Origin of the sequence: Pseudarthrobacter sp. PvP004, from assembly GCF_017876035.1 — a bacterium.
Classification (GTDB): domain Bacteria; phylum Actinomycetota; class Actinomycetes; order Actinomycetales; family Micrococcaceae; genus Arthrobacter; species Arthrobacter aurescens_A.
This window is the reverse complement of record NZ_JAGINL010000001.1, coordinates 1,396,827-1,413,446: the sequence shown is the minus strand read 5'-3', so window position 1 is coordinate 1,413,446 and position 16,620 is coordinate 1,396,827. Positions and strand designations below refer to the sequence as shown.

The following is a 16,620-nucleotide window of genomic DNA, read 5'->3' as shown; positions in this document are numbered from 1 at the left end:
GGTGATGTTGTTAGTTGCCGATCTCGGTGCGAACGGCGTAGAGCTCCGGGAAGAACGTGAGGTCCAAGGCGCGCTTCAGGAAGTCCACGCCGGACGATCCGCCGGTACCTACCTTGAAGCCGATGGTGCGCTGGACTGTCCGGAGGTGGCGGAAGCGCCAGGCCTGGAAGTTGTCCTCAATGTCCACCAGGTCCTCGCAGGCTTCATAGAGGCCCCACGGGGTATCGTCCGATTCGTAGATCTTCTGGAAGATGGGAACCAGGTCTTTGCGGAACGTCCACGGCTCGCTCGTGTCCCGGTCCAGAATGTCGGCAGGAATGTCATAACCGGCGCGGGCCAGAACCCTAAGGAAGGCGTCGTACAACGTGGGCTCCTCCAGAAGCGTGCTGAGCAACGCGTGAGCCTCCGGTTCGCTCTCGAAGACGCGCAGCATTCCACGGTTCTTGTTGCCGAGCAGGAATTCAACGCCGCGGTACTGGTAGGACTGGAAGCCGGATGAGCTCCCCAGGAAACCACGGAACTGCGCGTACTCGCGGGGTGTGAGCGTTCCTAGTACGGACCATTGCTCGGTCATGGTGCGTTGGATGGCCTTGACCCTGGCGATGCACTTGAGTGCCTTGCCAAGGTTGTCCGCGTCGAAAAGCCGGCGGGCTTCCAGCAGCTCATGCAGGACAAGCTTCAGCCAAAGCTCGCTGGTCTGGTGCTGGATGATGAACAGCAGTTCATCGTGGTGTTCGGGTTCGCTGAGGGGGTGCTGGGAGCTGAGCAGACGGTCAAGGTCCAGGTACCCGCCGTAGGACATCGCATGCCGGAAATCGGTGCGGACGGTGTCCTCGATGTCACGAACACTTTGGGCGGAATGGACTGTGGGCTTTTCCATGATTTGAGATTATCACTTCCATGACGAACGTCAAGAGTTTGATTTTTCAGGCTGCGCCAAGCTGTTGTCCCGTAGGCTAAGCCACAGTCGTGGGAAAGGGGGAGTGTCATGGATTCCAGCCAAGGCGCTGTCGCGCCGGTGTCTGTTTACCTGGACGTCGACGGCGTGGTGAACCCCTTCAGCCCTCTGGGTACCACCGACTGGGGTGGCGAATGGGCCATCGCCGATGCCGGCATCCTGGATGTCGCCTTTGCGCCGGAAGCCGTAGCCGAACTGAATGAGTTAGCGGCCCATCCTGCTGCACGTTTTGTCTGGCTTACTACCTGGGAACGCCTGGCCCCTGAGTTCTTGTGCCCCGCGATCGGGCTGAACGGACACGATTGGCCCGTGCTTTCCAGCCAAGGTTGGGACGAGGGCCCGGAATGGTGGAAGCTGGTGGCCCTTCAACGGGATCTGGCCGCTGTCGGCAGCGAACGAATCGTCTGGCTCGACGATCAGCTCAGCCAAGAGTCAGATGCCCGATCCTGGGCCGAGTACCAGCAGGATCGTGTGCTTTGCATCTCACCGGATCCCCGCAAAGGTCTGTCCCGTCGCGACCTCGCTGCTGTGAGGGCGTATTTAGGCTGAACCGGAACCCGCGCACGTTTGTCCGCTCACCGGTTGGCACGTAGGATTCTTAAGGTTTCAAGCCCGCCAGAGTGAATCCCGCAAGCCACTTCAGTTGAACAATGGCTGAACTATGCTGTGGATGGCAGGTATGGGGAAGTGAAACTGCTGAACGTCGTCGACTCTGCAGATTGGGCAACAGGTGGATATCACCTTCATGGTCGCGCTGGTAATAGCGTTGGCCCTATTCTTTGACTTCACCAACGGGTTCCACGACACTGCCAATGCGATGGCTACGCCTATCGCTACGGGGGCGATCAAGCCCAAAACGGCCGTCGCCCTGGCCGCCGTGCTCAACCTCGTCGGCGCGTTCCTCTCCACGGAAGTGGCAAAGACCATCTCCGGCGGACTGATCCGCGAAGGCTCGGACGGCATCCACATCACCCCGGACATTATCTTCGCCGGACTCATGGGGGCCGTTCTCTGGAACATGATCACCTGGCTCAAAGGCCTGCCGTCGAGTTCCTCGCACGCCCTCTTCGGCGGCCTCATCGGAGCAGCAGTGGTGGGCATCGGCTTCCACTCCATCAACTTCGAGACCGTGCTGCAGAAGGTGATCCTGCCCGCCATCTTCGCGCCGCTCATCGCAGGCCTTGTAGCGTACATCTGTACCCGCCTGGCCTATGCCCTTACCTCCCGGCACGATCCCGAAACCGGTGACAAGCTCACGCAGAAACGCGGCGGCTTCCGCACCGGACAGATTTTCACCTCCAGCCTGGTGGCCCTCGCGCACGGAACCAACGACGCCCAGAAGACCATGGGCATCATCACCCTGGTCCTCATCGCAGGAGGTACGCAGGCTCCGGGCAGCGGTCCGCAGTTCTGGGTTATCGCTGCCTGTGCTTTCGCCATCGCGATCGGCACCTACGCCGGTGGCTGGCGCATCATCCGCACCATGGGCTCGGGCCTCACTGAAGTCAAGCCGGCCCAGGGATTCTCCGCCGAAACCAGCACGGCCTCGGCCATCCTGGCCTCATCCCACTTGGGCTTCGCCCTTTCCACCACACAGGTTGCCTCGGGCTCTGTCATCGGTTCAGGGCTCGGCCGCAAGGGAACCTCTGTCCGCTGGGGCACCGCCGGCAAGATTGCCCTCGGTTGGTTGTTCACCCTCCCGGCCTCTGCCATCGTGGGAGCACTGACGGCCCTCCTGGTCAGCATCGGCGTTGTTGGCGTCGTCATCGCCGCCGTGGTGGGAACCGCGGCAGTCCTGTTCATGTTCGTGGTGTCACGCAAGTCCCATGTGGGCCACCACAACGCCGTCGAGGTCGAAGAAGCCGGCCACGCGGTGCGCTTCCGCAAGAAGAAAAAGTCCCGAAAGACCACCACCCCCAGCGAGGATGTGCAGCGATGAAATGGTTGGAATTGCTGCAGGTGGCCGGAGTCACTCTCTTGGCCGCAGTCACTTTGGTGGTGCTGTATTCCCTGGGCGTACGCCTCACGGCCATCGCCGGTGACGCCCAACAGAAATCGCCCGCCTTGGTGCGTTCACTGGCCTATATCTGCTTTGGTTTCTGCGCGCTGGGCGTCCTGTTCGGCATCTACCTGATCGTGCCCTACTTCGGAAAGTAGCTGCCTTTCTGGTCGTCAGCTCTGTTCGGGAGAATAATCAGCACTGTAGTTATGCACATAGCTGCGTGATTGAGAACCGCCAAAGGTGGGGCTGTCATGAAGAGCCGATCCCGGGAGCATCTCATCGGACTGGTGCTGTGCCCTGTCCTGATGCTGGGACTTTCGGCATGCCTTCCGCCTTCAACTGACGGTCTCTCGCCTGGCTCGAACCCCGCTTCGCCCCCTGCGGCCCCCGAGGCAAATGCCAGCGCATCTCCGAACAGCACCACAGCAAATAGCACCTCATCAAACAGCGCGTCCCAGAACACCCCGGCACAGGACACCTCGGCGTCGGCCCCCACAACACAGGAGGCCTCGACGCAAACGCAACCCGCCGGCGTCGACCCCACCGGAAGTTCCAGCATCTCCCAACAACCCGGGGAAAGCACGGGTCCCGTGGCAGCTCCCCAGGAGCCCACCGTGGTGAGCTGGCTACCCACCGGACCCATCGGGTCCGGCGATCCTGTCCCGGGCCAGCGGTACCTCCTGCTCCAGCAACTCCAGTGCGATGCCTTGGCCGAGCACGTGGAAGGCGCATCGGATGCCGCGCTCTGGCTGGCGGGCGCCGCCGTCTGCCGCGCCCTTCAGACCGGAAGCCAAGAGGACTGGCAGCGGGCGTCCATCGCCGTAGCCACCACTCCACGGGTGTCCCAAAGGCAGTGCCTTGAATTCAGGGTGGCTGCCACGTTGACTTCTGTGGTGGCGCAGCACCGCCGCAGTCCCGGCAGTGTTTTCACGGCGGATCCGGCACCGGGAGAAGCGTGCCCCCGGCAATTGCTCGGGCTGACCGTAGTGGACGAGGACTTGCGACCCCTCATCGGCAGGCCCCGCGCCTCGGGTCCCAGGACAGGCGGCACCATTGTGCGCTTGGACGGCTACTACGTACGGGTAGGAGCTGTCCTGTTCGACGGCGTCCCTGCAGTCCCGGACATTGTGGCCGGGGGAGGGGACTACCAGGCGTTGTACCTGCGAATGCCGCCCGCCGATGGCAGGGACACCCTCCGGATTTCCATCACGGACACGGTGGAGGTGGCCGGGACGGTGACATTCTTCTACGACGATCCCGCCGTTTCCAGCAGCACCCCTCATCCATCGGAAGCCGCGGGCACGCCACCGGATAATGAGTCGGACAATGAGCCGGCCAACGGGCCGCCAAGTGAACCGCCCAACAACAGTCTCTCTCGACGGACAGGGCAAGACGCGCCCTCCCTGGGCAAGCGGACCCGTCCGTCCACTGACTAGTCCGGGGTCATGTCTTAGTCTGGGGCCATGTCGATTTTCCAGTACTACGTAGCTTCAACTGTTGATGGCTTCATCGCATCACCGGATGACGACCTTGGCTGGCTCCTGCAGTTCGACCGAGTCGAGGGCGTGAACGAGAGCATCGAGTCCTTCATGGCCGGTGTCGGCTGCATCGCCATGGGGGGCGAAACCTACCGATGGCTTATGGAACATGAACCCGGGAAGTGGCCGTATCCGGGCACCCCATGCTGGGTCTTCACCCACCACGAGTACTCCGCACCGGCCGGCTCGGATATCACTTTCGTCCGCGGTGACGTTCGTGAGTTCGCACCGGACCTGCTCAAGGACGCTGGAGACAAGAACGTTTGGCTCGTGGGTGGGGGCGACCTCGTGGCCCAATTCGCTAATGCCGGTCTGCTGCACGAGATGATTGTCACCATCATTCCCGTGGTGCTGGGCGCAGGAAAGCGGCTGTTGCCGCTCAACGGCCCCACGGCGCCGCTCGAGTTGGTTTCGTCCAAGATCCTTGGCGGGGCGGCGGCCGAACTGCACTACCGGCTTCCCCGGTAGTCACGTCAACTGGCTGGAGTCAGTGGCGATTGTCCCGGATCATATTGGTGATCCGGGCTGTTGAGAGCCTCCGCCCTTTGTCATCCGTAATGACAATCTCGTGGGTGGCCAGGGTGCCGCCCAGGTGGATGGCCGTGCAGGTGCCCGTTACGGTGCCGCTGGCGACGGATCGGTGATGGGTTGCGCCGACTTCAATGCCCACGGCGTGGCGTCCCTTGCCGGCGTGCAGCGAAGCAGCAAACGATCCCAGTGTCTCCGCCAGGACAACGTGCGCCCCGCCGTGCAGGATGCCCGCAACCTGGGTGTTTCCCTCCACGGGCATGGTGGCAACACTGCGTTCGGCGCCCAGTTCCGTGAAGCGGATGCCAAGTTTCACTACAAGGGCACCAACGCCGTGTGCTGAGAGCCAATCGTGGAATTCCTGCGGCACACCTGCCTCGTTGAGCTCGTCGACAAACCTGTTCGGCGTGAAATTGTCCATCATGCCAACTAGGCTGGCACCTGTGAGTGAAACAACCAAACCGGACCAGGTTCCAACGGCCCAAGCTGCTGCCATCGCTACAGCACCCACCCCCTCTGCCACAGCATCCACCAGCATCACGGGGGAGGGCCGGCCAAGGTTGCTGGTCCTGGACGGCCACTCCATGGCGTTCCGGGCTTTCTACGCCCTCCCCGCAGAGAATTTCTCCACAGCCAGGGGGCAATACACCAACGCCGTCCACGGCTTCACGTCAATGCTGATCAACCTGATCAAGGACCAGAAGCCCACCCACGTCGCCGTAGCCTTCGATGTCTCCGATGACACCACGTTCCGTAAGGCGGAATACAGCGAATACAAGGGCGGCCGTAACGCCACGCCAGCGGAATTCGCCGGCCAAATCGATCTCATAGCCAAGGTCATGGAAGCCTGGGGCATCCGGACCATTGCCATGCCCGGATACGAAGCCGATGACGTCCTGGCCACGCTGGCAGCACAAGGTGACGCTGCAGGCTTTGAGGTGCTGCTTGTTTCCGGTGACAGGGACGCGTTCCAACTCATCAATGACAACGTCTTTGTGCTGTACCCCAAGCAAGGTGTCAGCAACATCCCGAAGATGGACGCAGCGGCCATCGAGGAGAAATACTTCGTCAAGCCCGGCCTGTACTCGGACCTTGCCGCGCTGGTGGGGGAGACTGCGGACAACCTTCCCGGAGTTCCGGGAGTTGGCCCCAAGACCGCTGCCAAGTGGATCAACCTCTATGGAGGGCTCGAGGGCATCCTGGAAAACCTTGATTCGATCGGCGGAAAGGTGGGTGGCGCACTCAAGGAGAACCTTGAAAACGTCAAGCGAAACCGCCGGCTGAATCAACTTCTGACCGATCTTGACTTGCCTATCACTCTGGCGGATCTACACGAGCCCCGCCCGGACCGCCAAGCGATCGAGGAGCTCTTTGAAGAGCTTGAATTCCGTACCCTACGCACCAGGCTTTTCGATCTCTACGGCGACGACACCGCTGGGGCCGCGCCGGAGACCATCGAGGCACCTGAGTTCGCCAAGCTCACGGATGCTGCAGGACTCGAAGCATTCTTCGCCGCAGGATCCGGTGTCCGCTCAGCCCTCGCCGTGCAGCTGGTACCCGGACGCATCGGGGATGACGCGAGTGCCCTGGCTGTTGTCAGGAACAACGGAGCTGCCTACATAGAGCTGGCAGGCCTGGACGCGGCTGCAGAATCTGTCCTGGCCCGCTGGCTGCAGGATCCCGAGGAAGCCAAGGTCCTTCACGAATTCAAGTCGGCTCTCAAGGCCCTTCACAACCGTGGCTTGGGACTGGAAGGCGTGGTGGATGACACCTCCATCTCGGGCTACCTGATCCAGCCGGACCGCCGCAGCTACGACCTTGCTGAGCTGGCCCAAGTGCACCTGAAGATCTCCCTTGCCGCTGCTGCGGCCCAGTCCGGACAGTTGGAATTGGACCTTTCCGGTGACACCGACGAAGTTGCCGCAACAGCGCTCGTCCAGCATGCCGCCGTCGTGCACGCCCTGAGCAAGCACTTCGAAAAGGAACTTGCCGAGATCAAGGCCGATGCCCTGTTGACCACGCTGGAACTTCCGGTGGCACGCGTGCTGGCACAGATGGAACTGACCGGCATTTTTGTGTCCACGGACCGAATGGACGAGCAACTGGCTGACCTCACCAAGGTGATCGAGAATGCTCAGGAACAGGCTTTTGCGGCTATCGGACATGAGGTCAACCTCGGGTCCCCCAAGCAGTTGCAAACGGTGCTGTTCGACGAACTAGGCCTCCCGAAGACCAAAAAGATCAAGTCCGGCTACACCACGGACGCTGCGTCGTTGAAGGGGCTGTTGGAGAAGACCGGCCACGAGTTCCTGGTACAACTCATGGCGCACCGCGAGTCGTCCAAGCTGGCCCAGATGGTGGAGACCCTCAAAAAGTCCGTGGCGGATGATGCGCGCATCCACACTACGTACGCCCAGAACATTGCAGCCACGGGCCGCATCTCGTCCAACAACCCCAACCTGCAGAACATCCCGGTCCGCAGCGAAGAGGGTCGTCGGGTTCGCAGCATCTTCATGGTCAGCGAGGGCTATGAATGCTTGCTATCGGCCGACTATTCGCAGATCGAGATGCGCATCATGGCGCACCTTTCAGGGGACCAGGCATTGATTCAGGCCTACAAAGACGGGGAGGACCTGCACCGCTTCGTCGGTGCGCGGATCTTCAATGTTGAACCGGCCGAAGTCACCAGTGCCATGCGCTCAAAAGTGAAGGCGATGTCCTATGGCTTGGCTTACGGCCTGACGTCATTCGGCTTGTCAAAGCAGCTGGAGATCTCCGTGGACGAGGCTCGCACGCTGATGAAGGACTACTACGACCGCTTCGGTGCCGTACGCGCCTACCTTGACGGCGTCAGGGACCAAGCCAGGGTAGACGGTTACACAGCCACCATCGAAGGGCGCCGCCGCTACCTGCCGGACCTGACCAGCACCAACCGTCAAGCCCGGGAAGCAGCCGAGCGCATCGCACTGAACTCACCCATCCAGGGTTCGGCCGCGGACATCATCAAGCGCGCCATGCTGGGCGTCTCGGCTGAGCTTGCCAGCCAAGGACTCAAGTCCCGCATGCTGCTGCAGGTCCACGACGAACTTGTCCTGGAGGTTGCCCCGGGAGAACGCGAAGCCGTGGAGAAGCTCGTGATCGAACAGATGGGCTCAGCTGCTGAATTGTCAGTCCCGCTTGATGTCCAGATTGGCGTCGGTTCCAGCTGGTACGAGGCCGGACACTAATCCGGGCAGAGCATTCACAGGAACGCCGGAGGGCGCGCCGCCGAGATGGTGGCGCGCCCTCCGGCGTCTGGCTAGGCTCGAGGCGTGGCTGATCCCATTGACAACAACTCCGGAAAATACACCGTCCAACGTTTCCCTGCCGTAGCCGATCCGGCTGACCCCGGCTACAGCCGCTGCACCACTTGGGTACAGGCCGTCTCCCACGGCTTCCACCAACAGCGGCGCGACGACGAATACCTGGCCAAGACCCTGACGGCCTATCAAACCGACAAGCGCGAACTGACAGGCGTCTATGTCAACGGCAGCGTGCCTGATCACTCGCTCGGCGCCGACGTTCCGGTGGCAACGTACGCCACCATGCGCAAGGCCTTGAACATTGGCTTCGGCCGCCAGTTGGAAGCCCACCTGGTCACCGCCGTCACAGTCCGCGGTACGCACCGGCGGAACGGGATCCTTCGCGGCATGATCACCGCTGATCTGGAAGCTGCCAAGGATGACGGCCTTGCCATGGCCGCCCTCACAGCGTCCGAGGCCTCCATTTATGGCCGCTTCGGCTTCGGCGTGGCAACTTTTGAACGAAGCATCAAGGTTGATACAGGCCCACGCTTCCGGCTGAGGGGTCTGCCGCAAGGCACTGTGGAAGTCGCCGATCCGTCTGTGCTCCTGGACGTGGCCCCACAGGTCTTTGAACGTCTCCAGCGGCTCTCGCCGGGTTCCATTGACCGGCAGGAGTACTACCGGCTGGTCGCTTCCGGTTCCATCGGCCATGACGGCAAGCCAGACACCTCCGTCCGTTGCGCCCTGCACTATGACCTTTCCGGATCCTTGGATGGCTACGTTTCCTACCGCTTCAAAGGCTGGGACCACAAGCCATACACCATGGAGATCGTGGATCTTGTGGCGGCAAGCAACGCGGCCTACCTTGACCTGTGGCGCTTCCTGGGCAGCATCGACCTCATTGACGAGGTGACGTGGGTTGAAGCGCCTGTCGATGACCCCCTTGCGTGGGCACTGGAGGATCCGAGGTGCATTGAGGCCTCTGAAATCCGCGACATGCTGTGGCTCAGGATCCTGGATACACCAGCCGCCTTGCAAGCCCGCAGCTTCCCCGTTGCCGGCAGGCTGGTGCTGGAGGTGACGGATTCTTTGGGTTTGGCGGGTGGCACCTGGGTTCTGGAGTCCGACGGCGGTGCTGCCGCCGTCGTGAAGGAAGCGGCCGGAGAGACGCCCGACCTCAGCCTCGACGCAGCGGACCTTGGCTCCATCTACCTAGGTGCGGTGTCGCCGGTGACCTTGGCCGCGGCCGGTCGGATCCAGGAGAAGACCCCGGGCGCAGCCTTACTGGCCCAGCAACTCTTTGCAGTCGAACGATCTGCGCACTGCCTCACCCACTTCTAGACGGCATCAGATAGCCACAATCACATAGTCACAACCAGATAGGGACATCCATGGGGGATTCCAAGCGGCGGCCGTTGGCCGGCCGGCGATCAGTGCTGCTTGGAATGGCAGGGCTCGCTTCTGCTGCCTTGGCGGCGTGTGCGGACGGAGGCAGTGCCATCCCACGGGCGGCCTCAAACGCAACTCCTTCAGGGGCCCCGCGTACGGGTCCGGCCATAGCCCCACCTTCCATTGCTGCCAGGTCCAGCGAACAGGCCGCTGCTGCCCTTGCTCCGGCCGCAACGGCCACACCGAAGGCCAGGCCGGACAAGCAGCAGATCGTGGCGGAATTCGCCGGCAGGCATCCCAAGGAATGGGGGCTGCACGTGACGGGAGTCGTGAACAAGTCACAGTCCCACAAGGTGGCACTGACCTTTGATGCGTGCGGCGGACCGGGCGGTACGGCCTGCGACCACAAACTCCTGCAAACCCTTCGGAAGCTCAGTGTTCCCGCAACGCTGTTTATCAACAGTCGCTGGATCCATGCCAACCCCTCTCTGTCCGCAGAACTGGCCGCTGACCCCCTGTTCGAACTCGCCAACCACGGCACCGCCCACCTGCCGTTGTCAGTGAATGGCAAGTCCGCTTATGGAATCCACGGCACCGCCAGCGTTGCCGCGGCCTACGACGAACTCATGGGCAACCAGGCGATCCTGCAGGAGATCGGCGGTAAGGTTCCGCAGTTTTTCCGCCCAGGGACTGCGTTCTACGACGACGTCGCGGTAGAAGTGACGCGAAGGCTCGGTATGATGCCGGTCAACTTCACGGTCAACGGCGACGGCGGAGCCACATATTCTGCAGCCACCGTCGCGGCGGAGGTGGGGCGGGTGGTGCCGGGTGACATCGTCATTTCACACTTCAATAGACCGGCTGCAGGCACTGCGGACGGCTATGCGCGCGCCTTGCCGCGCCTGCTGGACCACGGCGTCTCGTTTGCCCGTCTTGGAGACGTTCTGACGCTGTAACACTCCTTTTGACCCTGCTTTGCCAATGCGACTAGAATAAACGGGCGTGTACTACGTGCATGCATCCATTTTGTATTAATCCACAAATCAGGATGACCCGGTATTTTGCCGTGTTCTGCCGTCCGGACCCGGGCGGCAGCGGTTTGCCTGACCGACTATCTATCCACAACGGAGCCCCTACTACATGACCATCACCTCCACCGAGAAGCCCGGTACCCCCGTAGTCGCCATTAACGACATCGGTACCGCTGAGGACTTCCTCGCAGCTGTCGACGCCACCATCAAGTACTTCAACGACGGAGACCTCGTCGAAGGTACCGTCGTCAAGGTCGACCGCGACGAAGTTCTGCTCGACATCGGTTACAAGACCGAAGGTGTCATCCCTTCCCGCGAGCTTTCCATCAAGCACGATGTTGATCCCGGTGACGTCGTCGCCGTTGGCGATCAGGTCGAAGCTTTGGTTCTCACCAAGGAAGACAAAGAAGGCCGTCTGATCCTCTCCAAGAAGCGTGCTCAGTACGAGCGTGCCTGGGGCGACATCGAGAAGGTCAAGGAAGAAGACGGTGTCGTTACCGGTACCGTCATCGAGGTTGTCAAGGGTGGCCTCATCCTGGACATCGGCCTGCGTGGCTTCCTGCCCGCATCGCTCGTGGAGATGCGTCGTGTCCGCGACCTCGCTCCGTACATCGGTCAGCAGATCGAAGCCAAGATCATCGAGCTGGACAAGAACCGCAACAACGTTGTGTTGTCCCGCCGTGCATGGCTCGAGCAGACCCAGTCCGAGGTTCGCTCCACGTTCCTCAACAAGCTGGAAAAGGGCCAGGTTCGTCCGGGCGTCGTTTCCTCCATCGTCAACTTCGGTGCATTCGTGGACCTGGGCGGCGTAGACGGCCTCGTTCACGTTTCCGAGCTGTCCTGGAAGCACATCGACCACCCGTCCGAGGTTGTCGAGGTTGGCCAGGAAGTCACCGTCGAGGTCCTCGAAGTGGATCTGGACCGCGAGCGTGTCTCCCTGTCGCTCAAGGCTACGCAGGAAGATCCGTGGCAGACCTTCGCCCGCACCCACGCCCTCGGCCAGGTTGTTCCGGGTAAGGTCACCAAGCTGGTTCCGTTCGGTGCGTTCGTTCGCGTCGAAGACGGCATCGAAGGCCTCGTGCACATCTCCGAGCTGGCAGTCCGCCACGTTGAGCTCGCCGAGCAGGTTGTCTCCGTTGGCGACGAACTGTTCGTCAAGGTCATCGACATCGACCTCGAGCGTCGTCGTATCTCCCTCTCCCTCAAGCAGGCTAACGAGGGCGTTGACGCTGACAGCACCGAGTTCGATCCCGCTCTGTACGGCATGGCCGCTGAGTACGACGAAGAGGGCAACTACAAGTACCCTGAGGGCTTCGACCCCGAGTCGAACGAATGGCTCGAAGGCTACGAGACCCAGCGCGCCGCTTGGGAGCAGCAGTACGCTGACGCCCAGACCCGCTGGGAAGCTCACAAGAAGCAGGTTGCCCAGCACGCTGCTGACGACGCTGCTGCTGCAACGTCCGGTGAGAGCGATTCCGGCACCACGAGCTACTCCTCGGAGCCGGCTGCTGCTGAGTCCAACGCTGGTACCCTGGCGTCCGACGAAGCACTCGCCGCACTGCGTGAGAAGCTGACCGGCAACTAATTCCGCCTCCCTCACGGGATGTGCTGAATAGCCAAAGAAGGACCCCTGCCTCCGGGCAGGGGTCCTTCTTGCTTAAGCCGGAACGGGGCAATCGATTAGCAGGGAACGTCCACCCACTCGGTTCCCTGGAGCCGTAGCTCCAAGTTCCCGGACGTCAACGAAGCCAAGCGGGCGTGGGCCTCGGAGATGGCCGCATCATCATCAGGCAAGGCCACCCGAAGTATGGTGTGGCGGGGTTCGTATCCAGTTTCGGCCATCACATAACCGGCGCTGCGCAGGTCATTTTCCAGGCGTCCTGCGTCAGCGTGGGGACTATTTATGGCGCACAGCCGCAGGCGTCGTCGCTGGACGAGCGGAGCGAGGTCCAAAGCAGTGGAGACCGACTCGGAGTACGCACGGACCAGCCCGCCCGCACCCAGCAGGATTCCTCCGAAATAGCGCACGACGACGACGCTGATGTCGCTAAGGTCAGTCACCGTTGCTGCCGTCTCACGTTTGATGAGGGCCTCCAGCATGGGGATGCCCGCAGTACCGGAAGGTTCGCCGTCGTCGCTGGAGCGTTGAATCATGCGATCCGGACCAATGACGAAGGCGGAACAGTGATGGCGGGCGTCGTGAAATTCACGCCGCAGGTCTGTGACCAGTGAGCGGGCGGTTTCCTCATCGGGTGAACGTCGAAGAACTGTGATGAAACGGGACCGCCGGATCTCCAGTTCGTGACGGTGATCCGGACCCGCCGCGAGTGTTGTATACCTTGTCGCGCGGCTGTCTTCCTCATTGTCCACCGCTTCAGTCTAGTGTTGGAGGGTGCTGAAGATCGGGCTGACGGGCGGCATCGCCTCGGGGAAATCACTGGTGGCTTCCAGGTTGCAGGAACTGGGTGCGATCCTGGTGGACGCAGATGTCATTGCGCGGGAGGTGGTGGAGCCCGGGACACCTGGCTTGGAGCAGGTTGTTGGGGCCTTCGGTCCTGGCATCCTCGACGCCAGTGGCAGGCTTGATCGGCCCAAGCTCGGTTCCATTGTGTTTCAGGACCCTTCTCAACGCGAAGTTCTCAACAGCATCATCCATCCGTTGGTCCGTGAGGTTGCTGCGTCGATCGTGGCCAGTGCGGGCCCTGGTGACATCGTGGTCCAGGACATTCCGCTTCTTGTCGAAACAAGGCAGGGCAGCAACTTTCACTTGGTAGTGGTGGTGGATGCTCCCGATGAAGTTCGCGTTCAACGCATGGTGGGCTTCCGGCGGATGTCCAAGGAGGACGCGCTGGCCCGTATGGCGTCGCAGGCTACGCGTGCAGAGCGCATGGCCGCTGCCGACGTTGTCCTGGACAACTCCGGAACTCGGCAAGAGTTGCTCGACGCGGTGGATGATTTGTGGGCGCGCCGCTTGATGCCTTTCGCGGAGAACCTCCGCCGAGGCACCAGGGCCCGCCGCGCAGTTTGCCCTGTCATTGGTGCTTCGAAGGGGGAGTGGGCAGCTCAGGCTGAGCGGCTCGCCGAACGAATTCTCGCCGTCGCGCACCGGGACATTCTTGCGGTGGACCACATAGGTTCCTCGTCGGTGCCCGGGCTGGTGGCAAAAGACGTCATTGACCTCCAAGTCGCTGTCGCAGATCTTGAAACGGCGGATCGGATCTCGCCCCTCCTCGCCGCTTCCGGGTTTCCCGCAGTACCCCAATCCGATCAAGACACGCCAATGCCCTCGCACCCGAAACCAGCAGAGTGGCAACAACGATTCCACGCCAACGCGGATCCGGGCCGGCCGGTGAACCTGCACGTCCGGGTGGCCGGCTCACCCGAATGGCGTTATGCGCTGCTGTTCCGCGACTGGTTACGGGCAGAACCGTCTGCCGCGGAACTGTATCAAGCACACGAGCACGAACTGGCGGCCTCGCACACGGGGGACCAAGGCGCTGCTGCCTACGCCGACGCCAAGGAGCCGTGGTTGACCGAGGTTGCCTGGCCGCTCATGGATGAGTGGGCCAACCGCACAGGCTGGATGCCGCCGTCGTATATCTCTTCTGCTGAAGGCAAACGCGGACAGTAGCTGTCCTGGGGCGGGGGTAGATTGGTTTCATGAGCCTTGCCCAGGAAATCAACCGTGTCGTCGCGCCTTTCGAAGTGATCAGCGAGTTCAAGCCCGCCGGTGATCAGCCGACAGCCATTGCAGAGCTGACAGAACGAATCAACAATGGCGAAAAGGACGTCGTCCTTCTCGGCGCCACGGGTACGGGTAAGAGCGCCACCACGGCATGGCTCATCGAACAGGTCCAGCGCCCCACCCTGGTGATGGTCCAGAACAAGACCCTCGCCGCACAGCTGGCCAATGAATTCCGGGAGCTGCTGCCCAACAACGCGGTGGAATACTTCGTTTCCTACTACGACTACTACCAGCCGGAGGCCTACGTAGCGCAGACGGACACCTTCATCGAGAAAGACTCCTCCATTAATGAGGAAGTCGAAAGGCTCCGGCACTCGGCCACCAACGCCCTCCTGACCCGCCGCGACGTGATCGTGGTGGCCACGGTATCTTGCATTTACGGCCTGGGTACGCCGGAAGAGTACATCGCCGGCATGGTCACGCTCCGCAAGGGCGCGGAAATGAACCGCGACCATCTTCTTCGGAAATTCGTCTCCATGCAGTACGCCCGGAATGACATGGACTTCCACCGCGGCACGTTCCGCGTGCGCGGCGACACCGTGGAGATCATTCCGATGTACGAGGAACTCGCCATCCGGATCGAATTCTTCGGTGATGAGATCGAGAACATCCAGACACTCCACCCCCTGACCGGAGAGGTTCTGCGGGACGAGGAAGAGATGTACGTTTTCCCGGCCTCGCACTATGTGGCCGGGCCTGAACGGATGGCCCGTGCCATCAAGCGGATCGAGGATGAACTCGCTGACCGCCTCAAGGTCCTCGAAGGCCAGAACAAGCTCGTGGAAGCCCAGCGGCTTCGCATGCGCACAACGTACGACCTCGAAATGATGCAGCAGATGGGTTTCTGCAACGGCATTGAGAACTACTCCGTCCACATTGACGGCCGTAACCCCGGGACCGCGCCGCACTGCCTCATCGACTACTTCCCTGATGACTTCCTGCTCGTGGTTGATGAATCGCACGTCACCATTCCACAAATCGGAGCCATGTACGAAGGCGATATGTCCCGTAAGCGGAACCTCGTAGACTTCGGCTTCCGCCTGCCGTCGGCCATGGACAATCGGCCCCTGAAGTGGGATGAATTCCTGGAACGCATCGGCCAGACTGTGTATCTGTCCGCAACCCCGGGTAAGTACGAGCTAGGCAAAGCCGATGGCTATGTCCAGCAGATCATCCGTCCCACCGGACTCATTGACCCGGAGGTGGTGGTCAAGCCCACCAAGGGACAAATCGACGACCTCCTCGGTGAGATCAGGACCCGTACGGAAAAGAACGAACGCGTTCTGGTCACCACGTTGACCAAGCGCATGGCCGAGGACCTCACCGACTACCTGGTGGGTCATGGCGTCAAAGTGGAGTACTTGCACTCCGACGTCGACACCCTGCGGCGAGTGGAATTGCTCCGGGAGCTCCGGATGGGCGTCTTCGACGTCCTCGTGGGCATCAACCTGCTCCGCGAAGGTTTGGATCTTCCCGAGGTTTCCCTCGTCAGCATTCTGGACGCGGACAAGGAAGGCTTCCTGCGGTCCTCCACCTCCTTGATCCAGACCATCGGCCGTGCTGCCCGTAACGTTTCGGGCCAGGTACATATGTACGCAGACAGGATCACCGACTCCATGGCCCACGCCATTGAGGAGACCAACCGCCGCCGTGCCATCCAGGTGCAGTACAACACCGACCACGGCATAGACCCCCAGCCTCTGCGCAAGAAGATTGCCGACATTACCGATCAGCTGGCAAAGGAAGACGCAGACACCCAGGAACTGCTCAACAACAACCGGCTGGCCAAGGGTGGCAAACGTGGCAAATCAGCCGCCAAGGGCGCCGCTACTGTTCGGCAGGATGGCCTTGCCGCAGCTCCGGCCGAAGATCTTGTAGGTCTCATTGAGCAGCTGACAGAACAGATGCATGGGGCGGCCGCTGAGCTGCAGTTCGAAGTCGCAGCCCGGATCCGCGATGAAGTCAAGGAGTTGAAGCGCGAATTACGCCAGATGCAGTCCGCCGGGCACGCCTAAGGTAAGGTTGAGGTCACGTAGGGGAGTATCCCAAGCGCTACGTCCGTCAGCACGCAAGGCACAGATGCCTCGCCGGATCTAGCGGGCCGCCAACATTTGCATTCACCGCACCCTGGCAGGCCGGAGAGAC

Annotated in this window: 14 protein-coding genes; 11 read left to right on the top strand and 3 right to left on the bottom strand. The window is 61.6% G+C overall.

What is annotated here, in order from left to right:
* Window positions 1–10: 10 nt before the first annotated feature.
* Window positions 11–880 (bottom strand): tryptophan 2,3-dioxygenase, encoded by an 870-nt coding sequence (gene kynA / locus J3A64_RS06450; RefSeq protein ID WP_011774746.1) that lies wholly within the window; start codon window positions 878–880, stop codon window positions 11–13.
* Between the two features lie 108 nt (window positions 881–988).
* Between kynA and J3A64_RS06445 the strand changes: the two genes are divergently transcribed.
* From J3A64_RS06445 to J3A64_RS06425, 5 genes are all read left to right on the top strand, one after another.
* Window positions 989–1,507, top strand: coding sequence for an HAD domain-containing protein (locus J3A64_RS06445; protein WP_210063830.1), 519 nt, complete (start codon window positions 989–991; stop codon window positions 1,505–1,507).
* Window positions 1,508–1,688: 181 nt separating this feature from the next.
* Entirely contained in the window at window positions 1,689–2,897 is a 1,209-nt protein-coding gene (locus tag J3A64_RS06440; protein WP_011774748.1) for an inorganic phosphate transporter, read from the top strand.
* Complete coding sequence (locus J3A64_RS06435; RefSeq protein ID WP_011774749.1) at window positions 2,894–3,115, top strand: hypothetical protein; 222 nt, start codon at window positions 2,894–2,896, stop codon at window positions 3,113–3,115. The genes J3A64_RS06440 and J3A64_RS06435 overlap by 4 nt, the downstream gene beginning before the upstream one ends.
* A 96-nt stretch (window positions 3,116–3,211) precedes the next feature.
* Window positions 3,212–4,396 carry a hypothetical protein gene (locus J3A64_RS06430; protein ID WP_210063829.1) on the top strand — a complete coding sequence of 395 codons (1,185 nt, stop codon included), beginning with the start codon at window positions 3,212–3,214 and terminating at the stop codon, window positions 4,394–4,396.
* Between the two features lie 27 nt (window positions 4,397–4,423).
* The gene (locus J3A64_RS06425; RefSeq protein WP_011774751.1) at window positions 4,424–4,966 is read left to right on the top strand and encodes a dihydrofolate reductase family protein; all 543 of its coding nucleotides are present in this window, start codon (window positions 4,424–4,426) and stop codon (window positions 4,964–4,966) included.
* A gap of 19 nt (window positions 4,967–4,985) precedes the next feature.
* On the opposite strand, the gene J3A64_RS06420 is transcribed toward J3A64_RS06425, so the two are convergent.
* Entirely contained in the window at window positions 4,986–5,450 is a 465-nt protein-coding gene (locus J3A64_RS06420; RefSeq protein WP_081589172.1) for a hotdog fold thioesterase, read from the bottom strand.
* 160 nt (window positions 5,451–5,610) lie between these two features.
* Between J3A64_RS06420 and polA the strand changes: the two genes are divergently transcribed.
* The 4 genes from polA to rpsA all read left to right on the top strand — a co-directional run bounded on the left by polA (window position 5,611) and on the right by rpsA (window position 12,315).
* Complete coding sequence (gene polA, locus J3A64_RS06415; protein WP_286176591.1) at window positions 5,611–8,253, top strand: DNA polymerase I; 2,643 nt, start codon at window positions 5,611–5,613, stop codon at window positions 8,251–8,253.
* 84 nt (window positions 8,254–8,337) lie between these two features.
* Complete coding sequence (locus J3A64_RS06410; RefSeq protein WP_011774754.1) at window positions 8,338–9,651, top strand: GNAT family N-acetyltransferase; 1,314 nt, start codon at window positions 8,338–8,340, stop codon at window positions 9,649–9,651.
* A 50-nt stretch (window positions 9,652–9,701) separates the two neighbouring features.
* Window positions 9,702–10,655, top strand: coding sequence for a polysaccharide deacetylase family protein (locus tag J3A64_RS06405; protein ID WP_210063827.1), 954 nt, complete (start codon window positions 9,702–9,704; stop codon window positions 10,653–10,655).
* A 184-nt stretch (window positions 10,656–10,839) separates the two neighbouring features.
* Window positions 10,840–12,315, top strand: a complete 1,476-nt coding sequence (gene rpsA / locus J3A64_RS06400; protein WP_011774756.1) for a 30S ribosomal protein S1 — start codon at window positions 10,840–10,842, stop codon at window positions 12,313–12,315.
* 95 nt (window positions 12,316–12,410) lie between these two features.
* Here rpsA and J3A64_RS06395 read toward each other — a convergent pair whose 3' ends face one another.
* On the bottom strand, window positions 12,411–13,100 hold the full coding sequence (locus J3A64_RS06395) for a YigZ family protein (protein WP_011774757.1): 690 nt from the start codon (window positions 13,098–13,100) through the stop codon (window positions 12,411–12,413).
* Between the two features lie 22 nt (window positions 13,101–13,122).
* Here J3A64_RS06395 and coaE point away from each other — a divergent pair, with 22 nt between their 5' ends.
* Together coaE and uvrB are read left to right on the top strand one after the other, a co-directional pair.
* Entirely contained in the window at window positions 13,123–14,361 is a 1,239-nt protein-coding gene (coaE, locus tag J3A64_RS06390) for a dephospho-CoA kinase (RefSeq protein ID WP_210063826.1), read from the top strand.
* A gap of 29 nt (window positions 14,362–14,390) precedes the next feature.
* Window positions 14,391–16,490 (top strand): excinuclease ABC subunit UvrB, encoded by a 2,100-nt coding sequence (gene uvrB / locus J3A64_RS06385; RefSeq protein WP_011774759.1) that lies wholly within the window; start codon window positions 14,391–14,393, stop codon window positions 16,488–16,490.
* Window positions 16,491–16,620 lie beyond the last annotated feature (130 nt).

What these genes read in the sequence shown, in the direction of transcription:
- J3A64_RS06430 (WP_210063829.1), top strand. Translation starts at nt 3,212, where the DNA reads ATGAAGAGCCGATCCCGGGAGCATCTCATCGGACTGGTGCTGTGCCCT.
- J3A64_RS06420 (WP_081589172.1), bottom strand. Translation starts at nt 5,450, where the DNA reads ATGATGGACAATTTCACGCCGAACAGGTTTGTCGACGAGCTCAACGAG.
- rpsA (WP_011774756.1), top strand. Translation starts at nt 10,840, where the DNA reads ATGACCATCACCTCCACCGAGAAGCCCGGTACCCCCGTAGTCGCCATT.
- J3A64_RS06445 (WP_210063830.1), top strand. Translation starts at nt 989, where the DNA reads ATGGATTCCAGCCAAGGCGCTGTCGCGCCGGTGTCTGTTTACCTGGAC.
- J3A64_RS06405 (WP_210063827.1), top strand. Translation starts at nt 9,702, where the DNA reads ATGGGGGATTCCAAGCGGCGGCCGTTGGCCGGCCGGCGATCAGTGCTG.
- J3A64_RS06425 (WP_011774751.1), top strand. Translation starts at nt 4,424, where the DNA reads ATGTCGATTTTCCAGTACTACGTAGCTTCAACTGTTGATGGCTTCATC.
- polA (WP_286176591.1), top strand. Translation starts at nt 5,611, where the DNA reads ATGGCGTTCCGGGCTTTCTACGCCCTCCCCGCAGAGAATTTCTCCACA.
- J3A64_RS06435 (WP_011774749.1), top strand. Translation starts at nt 2,894, where the DNA reads ATGAAATGGTTGGAATTGCTGCAGGTGGCCGGAGTCACTCTCTTGGCC.
- uvrB (WP_011774759.1), top strand. Translation starts at nt 14,391, where the DNA reads ATGAGCCTTGCCCAGGAAATCAACCGTGTCGTCGCGCCTTTCGAAGTG.
- kynA (WP_011774746.1), bottom strand. Translation starts at nt 880, where the DNA reads ATGGAAAAGCCCACAGTCCATTCCGCCCAAAGTGTTCGTGACATCGAG.